Source organism: Pseudomonas sp. FP2196 (assembly GCF_030687715.1).
Taxonomy (GTDB): domain Bacteria; phylum Pseudomonadota; class Gammaproteobacteria; order Pseudomonadales; family Pseudomonadaceae; genus Aquipseudomonas.
In genome coordinates this window covers 2,465,415-2,484,460 of the sequence record NZ_CP117445.1, presented here as the reverse complement: position 1 = coordinate 2,484,460, position 19,046 = coordinate 2,465,415, and the positions used below count along the sequence as shown (strand labels likewise).

Annotated in this window: 24 protein-coding genes; 10 read left to right on the top strand and 14 right to left on the bottom strand. The window is 56.2% G+C overall.

Annotated features, from left to right (window positions below; translation table 11 throughout):
• Positions 1-152: 152 nt before the first annotated feature.
• The 3 genes from PSH79_RS11240 to PSH79_RS11230 all read right to left on the bottom strand — a co-directional run bounded on the left by PSH79_RS11240 (position 153) and on the right by PSH79_RS11230 (position 1,952).
• The gene (locus tag PSH79_RS11240; RefSeq protein WP_305442826.1) at positions 153-1,169 is read right to left on the bottom strand and encodes an ABC transporter substrate-binding protein; all 1,017 of its coding nucleotides are present in this window, start codon (positions 1,167-1,169) and stop codon (positions 153-155) included.
• 127 nt (positions 1,170-1,296) lie between these two features.
• Positions 1,297-1,494: a hypothetical protein gene (locus tag PSH79_RS11235; protein ID WP_305442824.1), complete on the bottom strand. Its 198-nt coding sequence runs from the start codon at positions 1,492-1,494 to the stop codon at positions 1,297-1,299.
• Positions 1,495-1,502: 8 nt separating this feature from the next.
• Entirely contained in the window at positions 1,503-1,952 is a 450-nt protein-coding gene (locus PSH79_RS11230; protein ID WP_305443921.1) for a hypothetical protein, read from the bottom strand.
• Between the two features lie 422 nt (positions 1,953-2,374).
• On the opposite strand from PSH79_RS11230, the gene PSH79_RS11225 reads away from it, so the two are divergent.
• Complete coding sequence (locus PSH79_RS11225; RefSeq protein ID WP_305442823.1) at positions 2,375-2,650, top strand: hypothetical protein; 276 nt, start codon at positions 2,375-2,377, stop codon at positions 2,648-2,650.
• A 49-nt stretch (positions 2,651-2,699) separates the two neighbouring features.
• Positions 2,700-2,936: a DUF2789 family protein gene (locus PSH79_RS11220; protein WP_305442822.1), complete on the top strand. Its 237-nt coding sequence runs from the start codon at positions 2,700-2,702 to the stop codon at positions 2,934-2,936.
• 6 nt (positions 2,937-2,942) lie between these two features.
• Here PSH79_RS11220 and PSH79_RS11215 read toward each other — a convergent pair whose 3' ends face one another.
• The 3 genes from PSH79_RS11215 to PSH79_RS11205 all read right to left on the bottom strand — a co-directional run bounded on the left by PSH79_RS11215 (position 2,943) and on the right by PSH79_RS11205 (position 5,492).
• Positions 2,943-3,143 (bottom strand): hypothetical protein, encoded by a 201-nt coding sequence (locus PSH79_RS11215; RefSeq protein WP_305442820.1) that lies wholly within the window; start codon positions 3,141-3,143, stop codon positions 2,943-2,945.
• Positions 3,144-3,256: 113 nt separating this feature from the next.
• A complete protein-coding gene (locus PSH79_RS11210) occupies positions 3,257-4,480 on the bottom strand; it encodes a methyl-accepting chemotaxis protein (RefSeq protein ID WP_370872654.1) in 1,224 nt (407 codons plus the stop codon).
• A gap of 607 nt (positions 4,481-5,087) precedes the next feature.
• Positions 5,088-5,492 (bottom strand): TraR/DksA family transcriptional regulator, encoded by a 405-nt coding sequence (locus tag PSH79_RS11205; RefSeq protein WP_003225981.1) that lies wholly within the window; start codon positions 5,490-5,492, stop codon positions 5,088-5,090.
• A 471-nt stretch (positions 5,493-5,963) separates the two neighbouring features.
• On the opposite strand from PSH79_RS11205, the gene PSH79_RS11200 reads away from it, so the two are divergent.
• Together PSH79_RS11200 and PSH79_RS11195 are read left to right on the top strand one after the other, a co-directional pair.
• Positions 5,964-6,569 carry a glutathione S-transferase gene (locus tag PSH79_RS11200; RefSeq protein ID WP_305442807.1) on the top strand — a complete coding sequence of 202 codons (606 nt, stop codon included), beginning with the start codon at positions 5,964-5,966 and terminating at the stop codon, positions 6,567-6,569.
• Between the two features lie 2 nt (positions 6,570-6,571).
• Complete coding sequence (locus tag PSH79_RS11195) at positions 6,572-7,678, top strand: DNA alkylation repair protein (RefSeq protein ID WP_305442805.1); 1,107 nt, start codon at positions 6,572-6,574, stop codon at positions 7,676-7,678.
• Positions 7,679-7,872: 194 nt separating this feature from the next.
• Here the strand turns inward: PSH79_RS11195 and PSH79_RS11190 are convergent, their stop codons facing one another.
• Both PSH79_RS11190 and PSH79_RS11185 read right to left on the bottom strand, forming a co-directional pair.
• Complete coding sequence (locus PSH79_RS11190; protein WP_305442802.1) at positions 7,873-8,271, bottom strand: hypothetical protein; 399 nt, start codon at positions 8,269-8,271, stop codon at positions 7,873-7,875.
• 54 nt (positions 8,272-8,325) lie between these two features.
• Entirely contained in the window at positions 8,326-8,709 is a 384-nt protein-coding gene (locus PSH79_RS11185; RefSeq protein ID WP_305442799.1) for an Imm41 family immunity protein, read from the bottom strand.
• Between the two features lie 445 nt (positions 8,710-9,154).
• Between PSH79_RS11185 and PSH79_RS11180 the strand changes: the two genes are divergently transcribed.
• The 6 genes from PSH79_RS11180 (at position 9,155) to PSH79_RS11155 (ending at position 14,076) form a co-directional block, all read left to right on the top strand.
• Positions 9,155-9,967 (top strand): AraC family transcriptional regulator, encoded by an 813-nt coding sequence (locus PSH79_RS11180; RefSeq protein ID WP_305442797.1) that lies wholly within the window; start codon positions 9,155-9,157, stop codon positions 9,965-9,967.
• 115 nt (positions 9,968-10,082) lie between these two features.
• Positions 10,083-10,901 (top strand): ABC transporter ATP-binding protein, encoded by an 819-nt coding sequence (locus tag PSH79_RS11175; RefSeq protein ID WP_370872624.1) that lies wholly within the window; start codon positions 10,083-10,085, stop codon positions 10,899-10,901.
• Positions 10,898-11,662: an ABC transporter permease gene (locus PSH79_RS11170; protein WP_305442793.1), complete on the top strand. Its 765-nt coding sequence runs from the start codon at positions 10,898-10,900 to the stop codon at positions 11,660-11,662. The genes PSH79_RS11175 and PSH79_RS11170 overlap by 4 nt, the downstream gene beginning before the upstream one ends.
• A gap of 34 nt (positions 11,663-11,696) precedes the next feature.
• Entirely contained in the window at positions 11,697-12,743 is a 1,047-nt protein-coding gene (locus tag PSH79_RS11165; protein ID WP_305442791.1) for an ABC transporter substrate-binding protein, read from the top strand.
• Positions 12,740-13,624, top strand: coding sequence for a PhzF family phenazine biosynthesis protein (locus PSH79_RS11160; RefSeq protein ID WP_305442789.1), 885 nt, complete (start codon positions 12,740-12,742; stop codon positions 13,622-13,624). Before PSH79_RS11165 ends, PSH79_RS11160 begins: the two co-directional genes overlap by 4 nt.
• Positions 13,621-14,076: a RidA family protein gene (locus PSH79_RS11155; RefSeq protein WP_305442787.1), complete on the top strand. Its 456-nt coding sequence runs from the start codon at positions 13,621-13,623 to the stop codon at positions 14,074-14,076. The genes PSH79_RS11160 and PSH79_RS11155 overlap by 4 nt, the downstream gene beginning before the upstream one ends.
• Before the next feature lie 262 nt (positions 14,077-14,338).
• Here the strand turns inward: PSH79_RS11155 and PSH79_RS11150 are convergent, their stop codons facing one another.
• The 6 genes from PSH79_RS11150 to PSH79_RS11125 all read right to left on the bottom strand — a co-directional run bounded on the left by PSH79_RS11150 (position 14,339) and on the right by PSH79_RS11125 (position 19,016).
• A complete protein-coding gene (locus PSH79_RS11150; RefSeq protein WP_305442785.1) occupies positions 14,339-14,992 on the bottom strand; it encodes a DUF2931 family protein in 654 nt (217 codons plus the stop codon).
• The gene (locus tag PSH79_RS11145; RefSeq protein WP_305442782.1) at positions 14,992-16,533 is read right to left on the bottom strand and encodes a DUF2235 domain-containing protein; all 1,542 of its coding nucleotides are present in this window, start codon (positions 16,531-16,533) and stop codon (positions 14,992-14,994) included. The genes PSH79_RS11150 and PSH79_RS11145 overlap by 1 nt, the downstream gene beginning before the upstream one ends.
• Before the next feature lie 139 nt (positions 16,534-16,672).
• Complete coding sequence (locus PSH79_RS11140; protein ID WP_305442779.1) at positions 16,673-17,035, bottom strand: DUF6124 family protein; 363 nt, start codon at positions 17,033-17,035, stop codon at positions 16,673-16,675.
• Positions 17,036-17,536: 501 nt separating this feature from the next.
• Positions 17,537-18,016: a GNAT family N-acetyltransferase gene (locus tag PSH79_RS11135; protein WP_305442777.1), complete on the bottom strand. Its 480-nt coding sequence runs from the start codon at positions 18,014-18,016 to the stop codon at positions 17,537-17,539.
• Positions 18,017-18,029: 13 nt separating this feature from the next.
• Complete coding sequence (locus tag PSH79_RS11130) at positions 18,030-18,245, bottom strand: DUF4287 domain-containing protein (RefSeq protein WP_305442775.1); 216 nt, start codon at positions 18,243-18,245, stop codon at positions 18,030-18,032.
• Positions 18,246-18,461: 216 nt separating this feature from the next.
• Positions 18,462-19,016, bottom strand: coding sequence for a cytochrome b (locus tag PSH79_RS11125; protein WP_305442773.1), 555 nt, complete (start codon positions 19,014-19,016; stop codon positions 18,462-18,464).
• Between the last annotated feature and the right edge of the window lie 30 nt (positions 19,017-19,046).

Below are 19,046 nucleotides of genomic sequence, written 5' to 3'. Positions count from 1 at the left end.
TTTGATCTGGCTTTTAAAAGATCAAAAGATCGCAGCCTGCGGCAGCTCCTACAGGATCGACATCGACATCAGCTCAGGATCAGGATCAGGATCAGGATCAGGATCAGGATCAGGATCAGGATCAGGATCAGGATCAGGATCAGGATCAGGATCTATTGCAGGCTGGCCGAAACCTTATCCGCCACATCCTTGGGCAACCACGCCTGCCACACATCCGGGTGCGCCTTCATGAACGATTCTGCTGCCTGACGCGGCGCCGTGTGCTTCTCGCTCATCTCAGCCAATGCCTTGTTCAACGGCTCGATCGGGAAATCCACCTTGCTGAAGAACTCGGCAATCTGCGGATACTGCTTCTGAAACGGCGTCGATACGCCAATCGACAGCTTCGAGGCCAGCGAGCGAGTCGGTTTCGGATTGGGATTATCGGCGTCGGTCAGCGTCTTCCACGCCTCGGCATCGAACGGCGGCTCTTCCAGTTGCACCAGTTTGAATTTGCCCAGCAGCGGTGTTGGCGACCAGTAATAGAACAGCACCGGTTTGCCCCGTCGAATCGAAGAACTGATCTCGGCATCCAGCGCTGCACCGGAACCACTGCGGAAATTGGTGTAGTCGTCCTGCAATCCGTACGCGGTCAGCTTCTGTTTATTGACCACTTCGGACGTCCAGCCGATCGGGCTGTTGAGAAAACGCCCCTTGCTCGGGTTTTCCGGGTCCTTGAACACGTCTTTGTATTTCTTCAAATCACTGACACTGCGCAGGTCCGGCGCCAGTGGTTTGATGCCCTTGGCCGGGTCGCCCTTGATCACGTATTCCGGCACCCACCAGCCTTCGGTGGCGCCCTTGACCGTATCGCCCAGGCTCACGACTTTACCTTCGGCCTCGGCCTTGACCCACACCGGACTGCGCCCGGCCCACTCCTCGCCAATGACCTGAATATCATTGTTGGCCAGCGCGGTTTCCAGGGTAATGGTGGTGCCGGGCAAGGTGTCGGTCGGCAATCCGTAACCCTTCTCGACGATGATCCGCAGGACATCGGTGATCAGGCTGCCGCTTTCCCAGTTCAGGTCGGCAAAATGGATCGGCGCTTGTGCCGCCATGACCGATGGCACTGAAGTCAGCAAACCGAATGTGGCCACGCTGGCGGCCAATAACCGTCGAAATCCGTTCATGCATTGCACCTCGTGCTGATCACAGCAATGGCAGGATGACCTGAGAGAAGACCGCAAGCCTCTGCATACTCAGTCAACTGACTGTAGCCGAGGTTCCTGCTTTTTCAGGGCCAGACTCTGGGCGAGGTCAGATTTCAGACTTTTCCTGCAAGCTTTGCAGCTCGCGTCTGACCATGCTGGCGTATTCCGCCGGGCGCAACGTGTAGATCTGCGCGGCTACCCAACCGAGCCAGGCGCCCTGCAACTCTGCCTTCGCGGCGAACAACCGCCGGGCCTCATCGCGCGCACTGTCGAGGTTTTGCGCATGGAAATCGGCGCGGCTCAAACCACCGATCACTCGCTGGCCTTGAAAGTCACCAGTTCACCCTTGCGCCATTTCGCGGCTTTGGCGGTGACGGCTTTCAGGGTCTTGGTCAGACCTTCCTGCAACTGCGCATGGGCGGCGAACACGGTCACCACGCTATGACCTTCCTTGAACAGGATCGCGTGGCCATCAGCCGTCTCGACGAAGGCGTAATCGCCAATGCCATAAACCGTCAGTTTGATTTCGCGAAAACGGATATCCAATTTGCCGCCTTCACGGCTGGGCAACACCGACGCACTGAAATGATCGCCAACCTTGAGCTTCAGGCCCGGTTTGTCATCGACCACCAAAGCGCTTTCAGTGTCGATTTCGGCAACGTAGATGCCTTCAGCGTTTTGCTCGGTGATGTAAACAAAACGTGATTGGAACAGCTTGACCAGCTTTGCACGCAAATCACCCAACACGAACAAAGCATGCATATCGAGATTACTGACTGCCAAAGAAACATCCCCACATCTGAATAAACCGTACACGGAAAACGCGCACGACAAAAAACGGCCAGGCCGATGGAACTGCCAAATGACTCAAATAAAAGCCCGAACTGAGCAGACTGCTCATTCAACGCGAGGTTCGTAAGACTACTGGATTGTCACTCGCGAAACTCACTCCAATGTCGCCAAAGCTCGAAGGAATAATCCTTACCGGCGACTGAAGAAAGCTGACTACGAACTTTAGGGAAAATTCTCACGAAAAAAAGCAATTTTCCGACATATCACACGCGAAAAATTGCTTTAGATAAGCCCTGTCGTCAACAAGCACTGGCGATTCTAGAGCAGCGATGCTCATTACGACTACCCGAAACGGCCTGTAAATATCTGCCAACCGATGAAAAGGACTTCATATGTGCACTCTGACTCACTTCGCCATGCCCACTGACGCCCGACTCAAATCGCCCCTTATCCTGCATGTCGCCGATATGAACGTTCTGCCGGAACACGAACAAAAGGATATGGTTCCGCGCTTTCAAGTCGTACCGGCGGGCAACGCTTTCTTCCACATCAAGGAAAAATCGACCGGCCGCGCAAGAGGTTTCCGCGAAGATCACAACGAAGCGTGCGCCCTCGCCCGCTCACTTGAAATGCAAATCGAACTCCTGGCCAGCGACTGTCTCAGATAAAGAGAGTGATCGACTGCGCCATACCGGCGCACATCAGAAGGAGCAAATGATGGATCTTGAAGGTTATAACTTGAAAACCCTGTTCGACCAGTTGGGTCTGCCTTCAGAGGAAACAGATATCGATGATTTCATCGATGGGCATCCACTGGACGCTGAGACCAAGCTAGTCGATGCGCCCTTCTGGTCAGAATCTCAGAAGCAAACGCTTCAAGAGTGGATTGGCAAAGACGACGACAGAGCAATCGTCTTCGACGAACTGAACGTACGCCTTCACGACGGTAAGTAACCTCGATCAGTGCAGGCTGTCACCCGGCGCGGCCTGCAACTGCGCGAGCCATGCGGCCCTGCACTCCTCAGCTTCGTCGCGACTGGCAAACGCAGTACCGCGCCGCTCACCATTGAGCAAAACCACCCAGCAAACACTTCGCCCCATCGCGCGCAAACCGGCGGGTACACCGCTGCCAATCATCACGGCAACATCAACTCTGCACATGCAGACCTCCTCAAATCATTAGCTACCTAACTATGTAGGCATGTTAAAGATTTACTCGAGGAGGAAACAGCAACGTCCGTGCACAGATTCATTGCATCAACCGCAACAATCGATCAGCGCGGGCTCTCCGGTTTATAGCCCAAACGCAGTCCGCCCCAGTGCCGCCCCTTGATCGTGATCGGCACCGACAAGTCGTGCATCAACTCACCGGTATCGCGCGTGTAAGTCTGCAACAACACCGGTTGCTGATGACTGCCACAGCGAATCCCGGTGCGGTCGGCAAACTTGCGTTTAGTGCGATTGTTAACCGCATCGACCTGCGCATCCCCGGTCAACGGCTGACTGAACACCTGATTGTGCGTCGGCACATAGCCCTGCTGCGTGCAGGCAATGGCAAACACCAATCCCTCATGACGCGGCAGCAACGGTTCCTGAATCGCCGGCAGCACCTGATCGGTATAACGATCGAATCGGGTTTGAAACTTGGCCGGTTGCGTATTCGCGATCGGCTGATACTGACGGTCGAACAGATCGTCGAGGCTGATCCGCCCCTGCTCGACATCTGCCTCGAAACGCGCGGCAATCTGGCTCGCCCCTTCGCGCGCCAGGTCATAGATGCGCTGGTGATAGTCATCCAGCCCGACTTCGGCCAGACGCTCACTGATGGTTTCCGCCTGCCCTTCCATCTGCACCGCCGCTTCGGCGAGGCGACGGGTCTGCTGATCGCTGACCGCCAGATCGCTGCGCATTTGCTCGATGGCTTTGAACAGGCTGTCGAGTTGCTCGCGGTTGGTCTCCGCACCCCGGGCGATCTCGCCGACCTGACTTTCCACCCCCGCCGCCAATCGCGCGATGTTGTCCAGATGCTGGCCGGTGTGCTCGACCTGTTCGACGCCGGTTTGCAGATCGCTGGACAGTTCGCGAATCTGCTCCACGACCTGGGCGGTGCGCTGTTGAATGTCAGCGACCATCTCGCCGACTTCGCCCGTCGCCGACGCCGTTCGCGCCGCCAAGCCGCGCACCTCATCCGCCACCACTGCAAATCCGCGACCGTGCTCACCGGCCCGCGCGGCTTCAATCGCCGCGTTCAACGCCAGCAAATTGGTCTGGCTGGCAATCGACTGAATCACCAGCGTCACCCGCTGAATGTCATCGCTGCGCAGGCTCAAGGCCTCGATCATTTCACGGCTGGCATTGGCGCGCTGACTGAGCTGATGCATGCGCGAGATCGAATCGACCAATTCGGTTCGCCCCGCTGCACTGCTGTGATGCGCCTCACTGGCGGCCGCCAACGCTTCGCGGCTGAGTTGCGAAGTGGCGTGTTCGGTGGCGATCATCACCTCTGCATTGCTGACAATCCGCGCTGCCGCATCGAGTTGCGATTCGAGTTTGCTCGCCAGTTCCTTGACCGAAAACGCCACCCCGGCCGCCGACAAGGCGTTATGGCTGGTGGTGTAGGAAAGGTCGCGTGTGAGTTCGGAAATCGCACTGCCGGAGTCGGCAGGTGTTACATCGGGGACGGCTCGGGCACGCAGGCGCGGCAGCCAGACAATCAGCACCGCCAACGGCATGCCCACGTAAAGCGACCATCCACCCAGCGTCATGCCGGCGAGCAACAGCATCAGGGCGATGCTTTGCAGGGTCGGTGCGATCCAGCGGTTTTTCGGCAAAAGCACTGGTGCAGGCAAAGCCCCAACCAGAGATCCGTCTCTCGTCATATCAACACCCCACGCTTGTTCTCATTATTGTGACTGCATTAAACGCCACTACAACGCCATTATCTATGGTCCGTTAGTCGTGGGGGCTTGCAGCAGGTCAATGGAACGGCTCGGGATATCGCAGACGAGCAAAAACAAAGATCGCAGCCCCTGCAACCCCCTATAGGAGCTGCCGAAGGCTGCGATCTTTTCAGAACGACCCGCAATCGGCGGGTCGCCTCAGGAATCAGGCCTGACGCTGATGCTTGTCGATCTGCTCGTGACGCTCTTGAGCTTCGATGCAGTACTTGGTGGTCGGGCTGATCAGCAGGCGCTTCAGGCCAATGGCCTCGCCGCTGTCGTCGCACCAGCCAAAGCTGTCTTCCTTGATGCGCTCAAGGGCTTGTTCCAGTTGCGGCAGCATGCGCTGGTCGCGATCGATCGCGTTCACCAGCCAAGTGCGCTCTTCTTCAACCGAAGCCGCGTCCGCCGGGTCAGCCGGGGTGTCCAGGCTTTCGATGGCGATACGGTTTTGCTCAATGCGCTCATGGGTTTCGACTTTCATGTTCTGCAACAGCTCAGTGAAGAAAGCGTGTTGCTCTGCATTCATGTAGTCATCTGCCGGCATCGCCAGCAACTTGTCCTTTGTCATTGATATCTCTATAAAAAAACGTGCATTAAGGCGAAATAGGGAGCGTTCCGGCGAACCGTGTCCGGTCGACGAAAAGGCATCGTTTATTGCAAACGCCACCCGGCACTCAATTTACGAGGGGCGGCAGTCTAAGGCCCGATTGAGGCCTCAGCAACTGTAAATACAGGGAATTTGTCCGACAAAGCCCGGAAACTGCTCTGACACACGCTTCACAGCGGTCATCGGAGTGCGTTTATAGCAAGAAATTCAGTCGAGCGGCTGTATATAGAAGACAAACGGCTAACAACGACCTGCGAGCAAGGTTATCGGCAGGCTAGAGCTTTTATACAGAACGACCTCATGGACTGCACAAAGCCCACCTTCGCCGGGGTCATGAGAGATTTATAAACAAGCCGGATTCGACAACTGACATTTCCCTCTGGCTCGGCTAGGTTATGCCTACCCAACCGGTTCGACTTGAAGGAACGCGTCATGAAACTGATCGGAATGCTCGATTCACCTTACGTGCGCCGCGTGGCGATCTCCGCCAAACGCCTGGACATCGACCTGGAACACCAGTCGGTGTCGGTGTTCCGCCACTTCGAGCAATTCCAGCAGATCAACCCGGTGGTCAAGGCACCGAGCCTGATCCTCGACGACGGCGTCGTCCTCATGGACTCGACCCTCATCCTCGACTACCTCGAAACCGTCGCCGGCAAAAGCCTGCTGCCGAAAGAGTTGAGCCAGCGCGCGCACGCCCTGCGCCTGATCGGCCTCAGCCTCGCCGCGTGCGAAAAAGCCGTGCAGCTCTACTACGAACGCAACCTGCGCCCGGCCGACAATCAATACCAACCGTGGGTCGAACGCGTCGAAGGCCAACTCGCCGCGGCGTTTACTGCGCTTGAACACGAACTCGAAAAAAACGGTCTGCCCACCGACGGCACCCTGAGCCAGGCCGGCATCAGCCTCGCCGTCGCCTGGAGCTTCACCGACCTCGTCGTCCCCGACCGAATAGATGTGGCGCGCTACCCGCACATCGCCCGATACACCGCCTACGCTGAAACGCTTGAAGCGTTCGTCAGCACGCCGATGACCTGATCATGAGCGCACCTGAAACCGCGGCACCGGCACTGAAAGAGATCTTTAACGCTGAGCGTTTGCAACACATCGCCACAGAAATGAGCGCTGTGTACCCGGCGTTTAAGGCCAAGGCGTTTTTGAAGCATGCCAATGATGGGCTGGCTGAGTTGTCGGTGATGCAGCGGATGGCGCGGGTGACTGAGAGCCTACATGCGGTGCTGCCGCTGGACTACGAAGATTCCCTCGAAGTCCTGCGCGAACTCGCCCCACGGCTCAACAGTGGATTCGTCAGCATGTGCCTGCCGCACTACGTCGCCAGCTTCGGCGCGCACGCCTTCGATACCTCCATGGAAGCCCTGAAATACTTCACCACCTTCGGCTCTTCCGAATTCGCCATCCGCCACTTTCTGCGCAGCGACCTGGAACGCTCGCTGGAACAAATGCACGACTGGACCCAAGACGAAAACCACCACGTCCGCCGCCTCGCCAGCGAAGGCAGCCGCCCTCGCCTGCCATGGTCATTTCGGCTCGAAGCAGTGCAGGCTGATCCGCAATTGGCCGCCGGGATACTGGATCGATTGAAGGCGGATGAGAGTTTGTACGTGCGCAAGTCCGTGGCGAATCATTTGAATGACGTGACGAAGGTGCATCCGGAGTGGGTGCTCGACACGATTGAAGGTTGGTCGCAGGAGAACAAACACACGGCCTGGATTGCCAAGCATGCGTTGCGGAGTTTGATCAAGCTGGGGGATTTGCGGGCGTTGACGGTGATTGGCGCTGGGGGGAAGCCTGAGGTCGAGTTGCTGGATGTGAAGGTTGAGCCGGCGGTAGTAAGGCTCGGGGAAGCGATTACGTTGTCGTTTGTGGTGAAGTCGACGGTGGCGGAAGAGCAACGATTGGTGATCGATTATGCGATTGACTATGTGAAGGCGAATGGCGGGGTTTCTAGGAAGGTTTTTAAGTTGAAGACGGTGGTGTTGGCGGGGTATGAGAGTGTGGTGGTGGGACGGCGCCAAGTGATTAAGGATTTTACGACGCGGAAGCATTTTTTGGGACGGCATGGGGTAAGGGTGATGGTTAATGGGGAGGTGTTGGCAGCAACTGCATTCAACATCATCGCGGGATGACTTCATAAAGAGATTCAGTAGATCTGGCAAAGGTTGAACAGGTGCGAAATCAAGGGAGAACCAGATTCCGCCAATAATAAGCAGCCGATCATGAAGGACTGGTATCGGCCAATAATTGCCTGTCGCCAGCCCTGCTGTTAACAATCAGGGACGCATCACTTTTAAATCCTTTGCGTGACAATCGGGGCCTGTCGCTACGCAAGAACTTCACACATCACCTGTAAAGCAATCACCGCAAAGCCTTTGCCAGTACCTCTCTGTGAGACCGTATAGTTCTGATGAGCGGACACGTCCTCCCATTGGCTCACAGATTCAACATGTTGATGATCACTGTCCGTCTCAATTTGAAACGCGATGAACCGTTCCGCTTGATTGAGTATCAAGCCATAAAGGCGTGGCATTCCGGGAAAGTCGATCTCAAGATCAAGTACGACGGTTTCTGACCAATCAATGCCTTGGCTCTCGCCAAAACGTGCCAAGGCATCGGGAACGCCGGCATCACGCCAGAATCTTGCGGTTTTCATCAGGCGATCGGCAGTTACAGCATTCTGTTCCTGCACATTCAGTTGCCGCTTCTTCAGCAGGCGGTCCATTTGCATTTTTCCCCTCAGACGTTCGCCGCTATCAATCCCCGTACAGGCATCAAATTAACGCTCTACGAGCCACGGATTGGCTTCGTCAAAGCGAGTTGGTGCCGGCATTTTTCCTGCGAAGAAGCCTTCGAAAACCATCTTGAATCTTTCACGATAATCGTAAACCTGGTTTCTTTTGAGGTTGCGGATCTTGAAGCCATCCTTGCGATCGAGGTGGCATCCAAACAGCAGAAAGCTATAGCTAAATATTTCAAACACTCGCTGAAAGAGCGTTAGGCTGAAGCTCGCTTCTGTTGCAAGTTGGTACAACGCCCACTCCAGTAACCAGTATTCGTCGTGATCCCAGATTTCTGCTTCGTGCAATCGTCCAATGAACGAAGCGTCTTCGAACGCTTCGCACCCAACGAAATTTCTGGCGATTACAGAATTTGCATCCATGTAAGAGATTCCGTAAGCAAATGGGTCGATAGCCTATAGAGAGGCTCACTCTCAAACAATAGATTGCACAATCCCGCTATCCTTGGAAATGACTGGATCGACCGGCTTCTTATGGCCGATTACTGCCCTTGGCGAGAGGCAGAAAACGGCGATTAGCTGCCATCCGCCGATCTGGAAGTCATTAGTCACGGACATCGATTCTGCTCAGGAAGACCTGCACGGTTTTATTGCTGGGTCCGCAGATCAAATCCTGACTCTAGGCAATACCCCTGCTGGCAAGTCGAACCGCGTCCCACGACTGATCCGATAACACGTGCCGTTATTGGTGTAACTCGTATAGCCAATTACGTGACCCGTCGGGCCACCCATCCCTTTCAATCTTGAGGTTTCCCTCACCGCAGCGTATTAATGCTGATGATCCGAATGGCGTGATGTGGTGTAGCCAATGCGTGAAATCTACAGCGTCTTTAATTCGAACGGTGCCTACGAAACCGGCGCCCATGAGCATGATGAGTTTATGCTCATGGTTCCGGAGCATGGCTTATTGCGCTTCAGGGACGAAGAGAGCGGCCGCTCAACATCGGTGATAGATCGTCAGTTCGTGTTGGTGCCGCCACAATGGAGCCACTCATCTTCGTCAATGACTACTAGTCAGGGTCACGTTGCGTTTTATGTCGACCCTGATTACATGGGATACGCCCTGCGTGATCTGTCCGGCGATGCCAATCGTTTATTGCGGGTGCCGACGCTGGGCATCTGGCACGCATCCCCACCTCTACACCATCTGTTGCTTGCGAAAAAGGCGTTCAGTCAGCCGGATCATTACGTGGATCGACGCAGACAAATTACCCAGACAGATCACCTGTTATTGCTCGAATGCCTCGCAATTTCCCTGAGCCAACCGAGCCTACAACGCTCTTTGACAGAACGTCATGGCGCGGCACTGGTACGTGATATCCAGCGCTACTTGGATGGCAACCTTGAACAGTCCCCGGGGCTGGACGATATCGCTAAGGCCTTCCATGTTTCACGACGCCACCTCACTCGCCTTTTTGCCCAGCACACTGGTGAATCAGTTTTGGCCTACGTTCAACGCATACGACTGGAACGGGTGAAAAACCTATTGCAGCACACGCGCATGTCGGTGCTGGAGGTTGCCAACAGTGTCGGCTACGAATCTCCTTCCCATCTGGCCCACGTTTTCCGACGCGTACTGGGTTGCTCGCCTGACGAGTTCCGCCGAAACGCCAACCGTTAAACTCTCCCGATAGTCCATGGCCCGATTCCGCACATGATCAGGCCCGATCTCGTGCGCCGCGATTTTCCCCACCCTGCATCCTGAAGCTCTGCCAAACCAACAAGAGGACAGGGCCGTGAGGCGAGAACCATTCATCAGTTTTGCTGACGTGCAAAAGAGCTTTAAGGTCGACGGGCGTCAATTTGTAGCTGTGCGAAACGTGTCGCTAGAGATTCAGCGTGGCGAAATCATCACTTTGGTAGGCCCTTCGGGCTGCGGCAAGTCCACCTTGCTGAACATGACCGCTGGGCTGTTTGGCCCTACCGAAGGCCGGGTTCACTACGATGGCGCAGAGGTCAAAGGCGTCAACACGCGTGTCGGTTATATGACTCAGGCCGACCACTTGCTGCCTTGGCGCACGGTGGCTGGCAACATTGCCGTGCCGCTACAGATCCGCCGTCTCGGCAAGCAAGAAATTCAGGAGAGAGTCGAGGAGCTGTTGGCTCTGGTCGGCTTGACTGGTTTTGGCGCCAGCTACCCAAATCAGTTATCCGGCGGCATGCGTAAACGCGCGGCCATGGCCCGCCTGCTGGCTAGCGACCCCGAGACGTTGCTAATGGACGAACCCTTCGGCGCCCTCGATGCGCAGATGCGCCTGACCCTGCAAACCGAGTTGTTGCGGCTGTGCAAAAAACTAAAGAAAACCGTGTTGTTCGTCACCCACGATGTCGACGAGGCGGTCGCGCTGGCCGACCGCTGCGTGGTGTTTGCCGGGCGTCCCGGGACCATTGATCACGTGCTCGACGTCTCGCTGCCGCAGCCGCGCAACCTCGTGCAACTGCGCTCTGATCCGCACTACCTCGAACTCTGCGCCGCCCTCTGGCAACGCCTGGCCCCGGACATCGCCGGTGCCGCCGATCCATCCTCGCTGGCCCACTCCCTGGAGGCCTTATGATTCAGGTCTATCGCTTGTTGTTCCTCGTGTTCCTGATGGTGCTGTGGGAAAGCATTTCCCGCTGGTTCGGTGTGGAGTTCTTCATAAGTCGGCCCTCAGCCGTAGCGGCAAGTTTGTGGAAAATCCTGCTAAACGGAGTGTTTTTCTACCATGCGGGGATCACCACATTAGAAGCGGTCCTCGGTTTCTTCTTCGGCTCGGTGGCGGGTCTGGCTGCTGGTTTACTGCTGGGGCGGGCTAAAGTTTTGGCCGACATTCTCGACCCGTTCCTCACGGCGCTCTACAGCCTGCCAAAAGTAGCACTCGCGCCATTGTTCATCCTTTGGTTCGGTATTGGCCTGCCGATGAAGGTCATCCTGACCGCAGCGGTGGTGTTCTTCCTGGTGTTTCTCAACACCTACAGCGGTGTGCGCAACGTGTCTCGAGAGCAACTGACCATCCTGCGGTTAATGGGGGCACGTGAGCGTGATCTTCTTAGCATGGTGGTGATCCCATCGGCATTCACCTGGGTTTTTACCGGGTTGCGGTTGTCGGTGCCGTACGCACTGATCGGAGCGCTGGTCGGCGAAATCATCGCCGCCAATCGCGGCCTCGGCTATTTGCTTTCCGATGCGGCGTCGCAATTCGACACCGCCGGAGTGTTCGCCGCACTTGTGGGCATTATTGCTTTAGCGTTGATCCTCAATACCGCGGTGAAACTGGCAGAACGCCGGTTGATGCCGTGGAAAGCCAATGACGCCGAGCGTGAAGAGGCAGTCTGAAAATCCACCCGATTGAATATCCGGAGTGCTCATCATGTTCAAACGTTTCGTGACGGCGGCTGCATTCGCCAGTTTGTTGCTTTGTGGCTTCACGACTCAGGCCGCTCAGTTGACTAAGGTCAAACTGGCGTTTCCCAGTGAAGGCTTTTTATATGTGCCGATTTATGTCGCGCAGAAGCTTGGCTACTTCGCCGAAGAAGGTCTCGACATCGAAGTAATCGTCTTTCAAAAAGGTGGTTCCGCAGCGCTTACAGCCGTACTCGGGCGTGATGCTGATGCTTACGTCGGCTTGCCTGCGGTAGCGATTCGCGCACGTTCCAAGGGACAAAATGTACAGGCGTTCGCATCGGTACAGACTCAATTTGGCAGCACCGTAGTGGTTGATGCTGATTCCGCGAAGAAGGCCGGCGTCTCCGCAACATCACCGTTGGCTGCCCGTGCCCAAGCCTTAAAAGGCCTGAAAATCGGTGTCACCGGCCCAGGCAGTACTACCGACATGGTAGTGCGCTATTTAGCCAAGAACGCAGGTCTAAGTCCGGACAGGGACATGACCATAATGCCGATTGGTGGGGCGCCGAACATGCTTGCTGCCTTCTCCCAGGGAAGTATTAACGGTTTTTCCCTGTCGCCACCCACCACCACGACGGCCGAGAAGCAAGGCGGCTTTGTGCTAATGGATTTGGCCAAAGGTGAATACCAGCCGCTTAATGGCTTTCTGTTCACCGCGATGATCGCTCGGGAAGACTGGTTGCTCAGCAACAGCGATACCGCGCGCAAAATGGTTAAAGCCCTGTGGCGTGCCGAGCATCTGATTGCAACAGATCCAGGCAAGGCCCGTGAAGCCGTGCGGCCGTATTTCGCCCACACCGGCGCAGCGATTTTCGATGCGGCATGGACAGCTTCATTGCCGTCTTACCCGGCCACACCAAGGGTCGAATTGTCGGGCATCGAAAAAAACATCAGTTTCATGAATGCCGTTGAGGCCGAGCCGGTCAGCCTCGACCCGAAAGCGGTGTTCACCAATGCAATCGTCGACGCGGCTACACCGGTTTTATCGGACGCTCAAGGAGTTACGAAATGAGACCAGAAGTTCACATGGTCAACGTCTTCCCTGCCGCCCGCAATGGCGGCAATCCGGCACCTACCGTGGCCTGTGCCGATGGCATGAGCGGGACAGATATGCAGGCTGTAGCCAAGACGTATGGCCATGAATGCGGCTTCGTATGCTCGCCGCCTGTTGGCACCGATTACGACTATGCCTTTCGCTTCTGGGTACCTAACCACGAAATGGAAATGTGCGGACATGCCACAGTTGGTGCTGTGTGGTTGCTGGATCAGTTGGGGATGCTATCCAAGGATCAACTCTCGATCTGGACCCTGAGCGGTCGCGTAGAAGCACGGGTGTCGCGCAACGGCTCCGAAGCAGTGAAAGTCGAAATCACCCAGCCTAAAGGCCAAGTCGAAACGCTTTCGGCACTGGACGTCGAGGCGGATATCCTTTCGGTCTTGGGCATCAGTTCCAATGAACTGGCTCCCCTGCCGATTCAGAATGCCGCCACCAGTCGAATCAAAACCCTGATTCCACTCAAAAGCGTTGAGGTGCTGGATGGTTTGAAACCAGATTTTCGCCGAGTTGAGCAATTGTGCGAAAGGATCGGTTCGACCGGTTTGTATCCCTACGCGCCATCAGATCTTGACGCCCGGCAATTCAATGCGCGGCAGTTCCCTAAATCCTCTGGGTATCCCGAAGACGCAGCCACCGGCATCGCCGCAGCCGCACTGGCTTTTGGACTGTTGGAAAACGGCTTGGTCACCGCAGACGAGCGTCCTGTCCGGGTTCGCCAGGGCTGGGCAATGGGCCGCCCCTCTGAGATTTCGTTGCGCTTTCGGCGGGATACAGAGGGTCAGGTTCAGGGTTGCTGGCTCGGCGGTACAGTAAGTTTTGCAGAGATCACTGTATGAGCGTGCGAGAAAAGCTGAAAGCTCTGGATCTCCGATTGCCCGAGGCACCGGTTCCCCAAGGCGACTATGTGCCGGTGGTGGTTTACAACGGCGTGGCGTACGTCAGCGGACAGGTGTGTCGGCTGGCCGCTAGCGTAATCACGGGACCGGCACGCGTCGGTACATCTGATGAGATCTTGGCACTAGCGGCCCGGACCTGCGTATTACGTGCCTTGAGCGCGCTCGAACAGGCGGTGGGAGACCTGAATAACGTTGAGCGTATTCTCTTCGTGCGTGGCTTCGTGTACGCCGAAGACGGTTATCAGAACTACTCGAAAATTCTCGACGAAGCTTCGCGGTTGTTGGTAGACGTGTTCGGCGAGCACGGACGCCATGCCCGCTCAGCTTTGGGTGTCGCTGGGTTGCCGAGTAATGGGCTTCTTGAAATGGAGCTTGTGGTCGCAGTTAGATAGCCTTCATCTCTGAGGACCTGGCCAGCCCATCAAGTTGGCCAGGCATTATCCCTGGAATCGCAAACTGTTCTAGCGAGCAAAGTTCGGCATTCGCTGGCGCAGTAATGCGTCCGCACAAGCCACCGAACGTGATTTATGCCGGTTTGCAAGCAAGTACTCCGGTTGAAGCGGCAATGATCAAACGCCTGGGCGTTGGGTCGCGCCAGCCCAGCGGAACTGGCTCTCAGAAGCAAAGTGATGCTTAGCTTCATTGGCTTACCGCTTACCAACTACCGTAAGGAATGCCCCACTTCTCGATATAACGCTTGGACTTTTCACTGACTGGATAAGCATATCTTCCCTGCGTTTTCCCCTGACTCGGCCCCAACGGCTCGATTTCAGCCTTTGCTTTCGCCACTACGACCGGGTGGTGACATGAGTCTCTTACCCAAACTTGTACGATGCCACCGGGGGCCAAGCCCAGATAAACCGAAGAAATATAGGTAGCTCTTTTCTCTGGCGTTTTCGAGCAGCGCTGGTTGACCGAAGTCAGCATCAATTGCCTGGCTTCTTCGGGTATATCGATCCAAACACTATAGGTTTGAGGCTCTACGATGGATTGCCAGCGAACGAAGATTCGTTTGGGGAGATCAGCACCCACCACCGCTTTTGCGGAGCTGCCCAAGCCGTGCCAGCCTCGCGCAGACTCCGTTCCGTCTTCTGGCTGTCCGCCAGAAGCGGATCCGCCGCCGGTGTGCAGGAGCGTCTTTCCTTTGATGTCTTCGACGGAGGTGTCCTCAACCCAGACTTTCATATAGCGAGGCTCGGTAAAGCCGAGTTCCCACCATGGCGATTTGGGGTCGTTTTTTGCTGACAAGGGGTCAGCGTGACAACCAGCAACAAACAGTGCGCACAGCAAGGTTGCGAATAATTTCATTACCAAAGCGTCCAGTCAGGTACGTGCGGGTGTTTTACTCGTATTGCATCTGCCGTGGGGGCGTTGATATATACCGCCCGCAAGCCACTTCCATCCCTTCGCCCAAGTGGGTGGTTCCAGTTGGCGGAAGTATGAATGTACTTGAGTTTGAGCATTTGCTCCTCTTCCAGCGTGGTGCTGTAGTCACCAGAGACAAATCGATCGCACATGGATTGAAGTTCTGCCGGAATTACAAACTCAGGGGTCTCGGGAATATCGTTGAAACGCACTCCCTTGGCTTTTGCCTGTTGATGCATTACGCGCAGGCAAACTCTAGCCAGCATTCCGCTCACCGGCCGTTTTAGCTGCAAGGCAGCATAGACTCGCTTAACGCGTGGACCCAATCGATCTTGCGGGTCGATTGGCATCAGGAGTGCCGGTGGTGTAACGATCTCCAGCATTTCGGAGGGCCAGCCTTTGCTTAGCCACTGGCTTCTCACCTTCACCGCATCCTGGTAGATCGATGTGGTGGTGACATCCGTATTAATGGACACCTCAAGAGTTTGCATTGGGCTGATGAGTACGCACTCTTCAGCCTCTTCGAGGTAGCCACCACCAATATCGGAGTGCACACCGGGCAGGACAATTTCTGGATGGTCCATCGCCACGCGACTGAGGGCAAAATTACCTCTGCATTCATCCCGAGCAACCAGTTGGACAACATCGGTGAAAAAGCGTCGGTCGAGGTAAAGCCTGATACCTGGTGCTACAGCGCTTTTGATGTTGCCCAAATTGGACCAGCCAGCAATTGACGGCACCGTGTCGAACAGACCGATGAAGCCCATATTTATGTCGCTTTGGTATTGATCAACGAAGGACGAACTGAAGACATCAGAATTGCTGCGAAAGATTTCGCCCAGAGGGCCTTGTTTTCCACGCACGATCTCATTCGCGAAGTGCCGAGCGGCTGCCGCGCCGCGACTGAATCCGAAAGTGTCGAAGCTCAACGAGACAATTTCACTCCCCGGATTTTCTTTCACTGCTTCATTGATACGTTGTTCGATGAGCACAAACGAAGATTGAACGCGCCCGGCAACGCCTGTTTCGCCACGCCCGGCGCCAGCTCCCAATGTGCTGTCTTCTTCACCTGATCGGGTGCCGATACCTTCGACATACACCATACGGAATGCCTGCTTTCGCAGCCCCTCGCCTTCGGCTACTTCAGGAGCGTCATACAGATCACTCAGCCTTTTCACATTACTAACGTCATTACCGTAACTGCTGTCCGGATCGCTCATATACGGCTTGCAGCTGGCATCGATGTCGTTGGGTGCAATCGGATGATGCGCACCACATATCAAACCAGCGGCGGCGTTGTTCGCGTTGTTACCTGTGCCATCAAAGAAAACCCCAATCCGCAGCGCGATGCCGATTTTCTCAGGCGCGGGCGCGGGTTCTTTGCCGTGTTTTTCGTATTCAGCCCAGTGCTGGGCGTGGATATCGACGGGTTTGGCTTCTTCGTAGCGACGGTTTTTCGGGGGGTTGGGGACGTAGCCGCTCAATCCTTGATTCCTTGTTCTGATCCTTGAGAACGGCCCAAAGGGTGACAGCCGAGGCTATGGGGCGCAAGGCGTGGCCGTGTGCCAGCCCGGTTGAGACAGTGGATTGTGACGAGGGTTTCCCCTCGTCTTACTGGCCGGGTTATTTGGAGATTTCGACCTTATCCAGCGCTTGGTTGACTGCCAATTCGGCAAGCATCACGACTTGCGCGATGCCTAGCGCGTTTTTTCGGTGAGCGTTGCTGAGTGTAGCGGCGAAGTTGTTTAGCATTTCGCTGGCGGAGCCGAGGGTTTCACTGGCGTTGGCTAGCAGCGATTCGGTGTCGTATTTCGGGTTGGCGAAGAACATGCGCTCGGGTTCGTTGGTGCAGGCCATGATTTGGTCAGAGGGTTTGAGGTAGTGGTCGAGGGCGCGCTCGGCGGCTTCGTGGAATTTCTTGGAATCGGGGGATTCGTAGGGGGATGTCGGGTCGGACACTGGTGGGTTCGGCGTTACTTTGAACATAGATGAAGCTCCTAACACATTTAGAGGAGGCTTCACCCTTTCGCTACCAAACGAAGGGTGGCGGCCATGCACAGGTTGGTAGACCGGGTGTTAGGATCCGGCGCGCCCTAGGACGCCCTGTACATGACCACCATAAATCCGAAACGAAGAAATCTCGGCGATGATGGAGCTGTACATCTAACACCGGGCTACCAAACCCGATCACTGTTTTTCAGTGACCGACAAACGATAGAACCCGCGACCTAGACGCACAAGCCGGCGGATTCTGGCGTAGTCGTAGCCGATGGCGCAAGACGTTGTAGGGCTTGGGTCGTTGCGGGAAGCTTCGTTTAAACAGTGGCGCTGTTTACTGTTTATTTTGTTCAGCGAGTTAGGGGTGACTGGGCGGGCGTCTTCGCGAGCAGGCTCGCTCCTACAGCGGATTGTGGTGGGTTTTGGATTTTGTAGAGCGGGCTTACGCTATCGCGAGCAAGCCCGGCTCCCACAGGTTTGGTGGGTTGCTCAGGTTCTGCGTTTTGTCATCTGGATCAGGGCCGAGCGTCCGCCGCCCGGTGCGGGGCGTTCTTCAATGCCGAACGGGACGAAGCCGAGTTTCGGGTAGAGCAGCAGGCCGGCGGTGTTTTGGTTGAAGCAGGAGATCTGCACCTCATCGGCTTGATACTTTTCGAACGCCAATGCGGTCATGGTCGTGACGATGAATCCAGCCACACCCTGGCCGCGTGCGTTGGGCGCGACGATGACGTTGCCGATGCAGCAGATGCCGTTATGTTCAGCGCGGTAGAAGTTGGCGAAGCCGACGATCTGGCCGTCAGCCTCAAAAATTGTGGAATCAAAGCGTTGGCTGATTGCCGTGTGCAATTGCTCTTGCGTCAGCGGGTAGTTTGCTTTCGGGAACATGAAGAACAGCTCTTGCTCGCCTTGCGGAAAACCGCAGACGGTTTTGACGTCTTCGGCCAACACGGGCCGGTGGGTGAAGTTCATCACTGCCCTGCCCTCACTTTTTGGCCGCTGCCAAATGATGCGCCACCAGCGCGTTGGCATGCCCGTGGCCCATGCCATGTTCTTCCTTGAGCCACGCCACCAGTTCCATGTGTTTTTTGTCGGTAACGCTGGCGAGCAGGGTCAGCCAGTGGTCAATGGGTTGGCCGTACTTTTTCTCGATGGAGGGGAAATACGAGGCAGGGCCTTTTACTTTGTTGTCTTCGCTCATGCTGCACGCTCCGTTGGGTCGCGACGGAGGGTCGGCGGACGCTCCTTGTCGGCAAGGCCTAAGCGTGGACGCGAAGTGCGGTTCCGGCAACTGCCCTGCTCTACCGGACACTGCAAAAAACTGTAGGCGTGAGCCTGCTCGCGATCGCGGTGGTTCAGTCAATCTCGATGCTGACTGAACAGGCGCCATCGCGAGCAGGCTCACTCCTACAGGGGGTCAGCGTGAACCTGTGCGGCCCGGCAGCATCCGCACCAGCGTGTTATCGCGCACCCAATAGTGGTGGAACAACCCCGCCGCCGCGTGCAGACCGATCACCCAATAACCGCTGCTGCCGATCAGTTCATGCCAGTACTTCAGGCGTTTGGCGAGGTCCGGGTCGATGGCGACCGGGGCTGGTACGTGAAAGCCGAAGTACGGAAACGGTTTGTCGCCGGCGGCGAGCATCAGCCAGGCGAGGATCGGGGTGGCGATCATCAAGCCGTAGAGGGCCAGGTGCGTCAGGTGCGCGATGCCCGTCTGCCAGGCCGGTGGTTTGGGGGTGATTGGTGGGCGTGGGGTCAGGCGGCCGAGCAGGCGGAGCCACACCAGGGCGAAGATGCTCGCGCCAAACAGGCCATGAAAGCCCATCAGCAGGCCGCGCGCTTCGCTGCCCTTGGGCATGTAGCCTTTGATTTCGACGCAGGCGTAAACGCCGACGAACAGCACCAGCATCAGCCAGTGCATCGTGATTGAGAGTTTTCCATAACGGCTTGCGGCGTTGTCGCGAGTCATAAGATGCGCCTCGTGATTGTCGTGGATGAC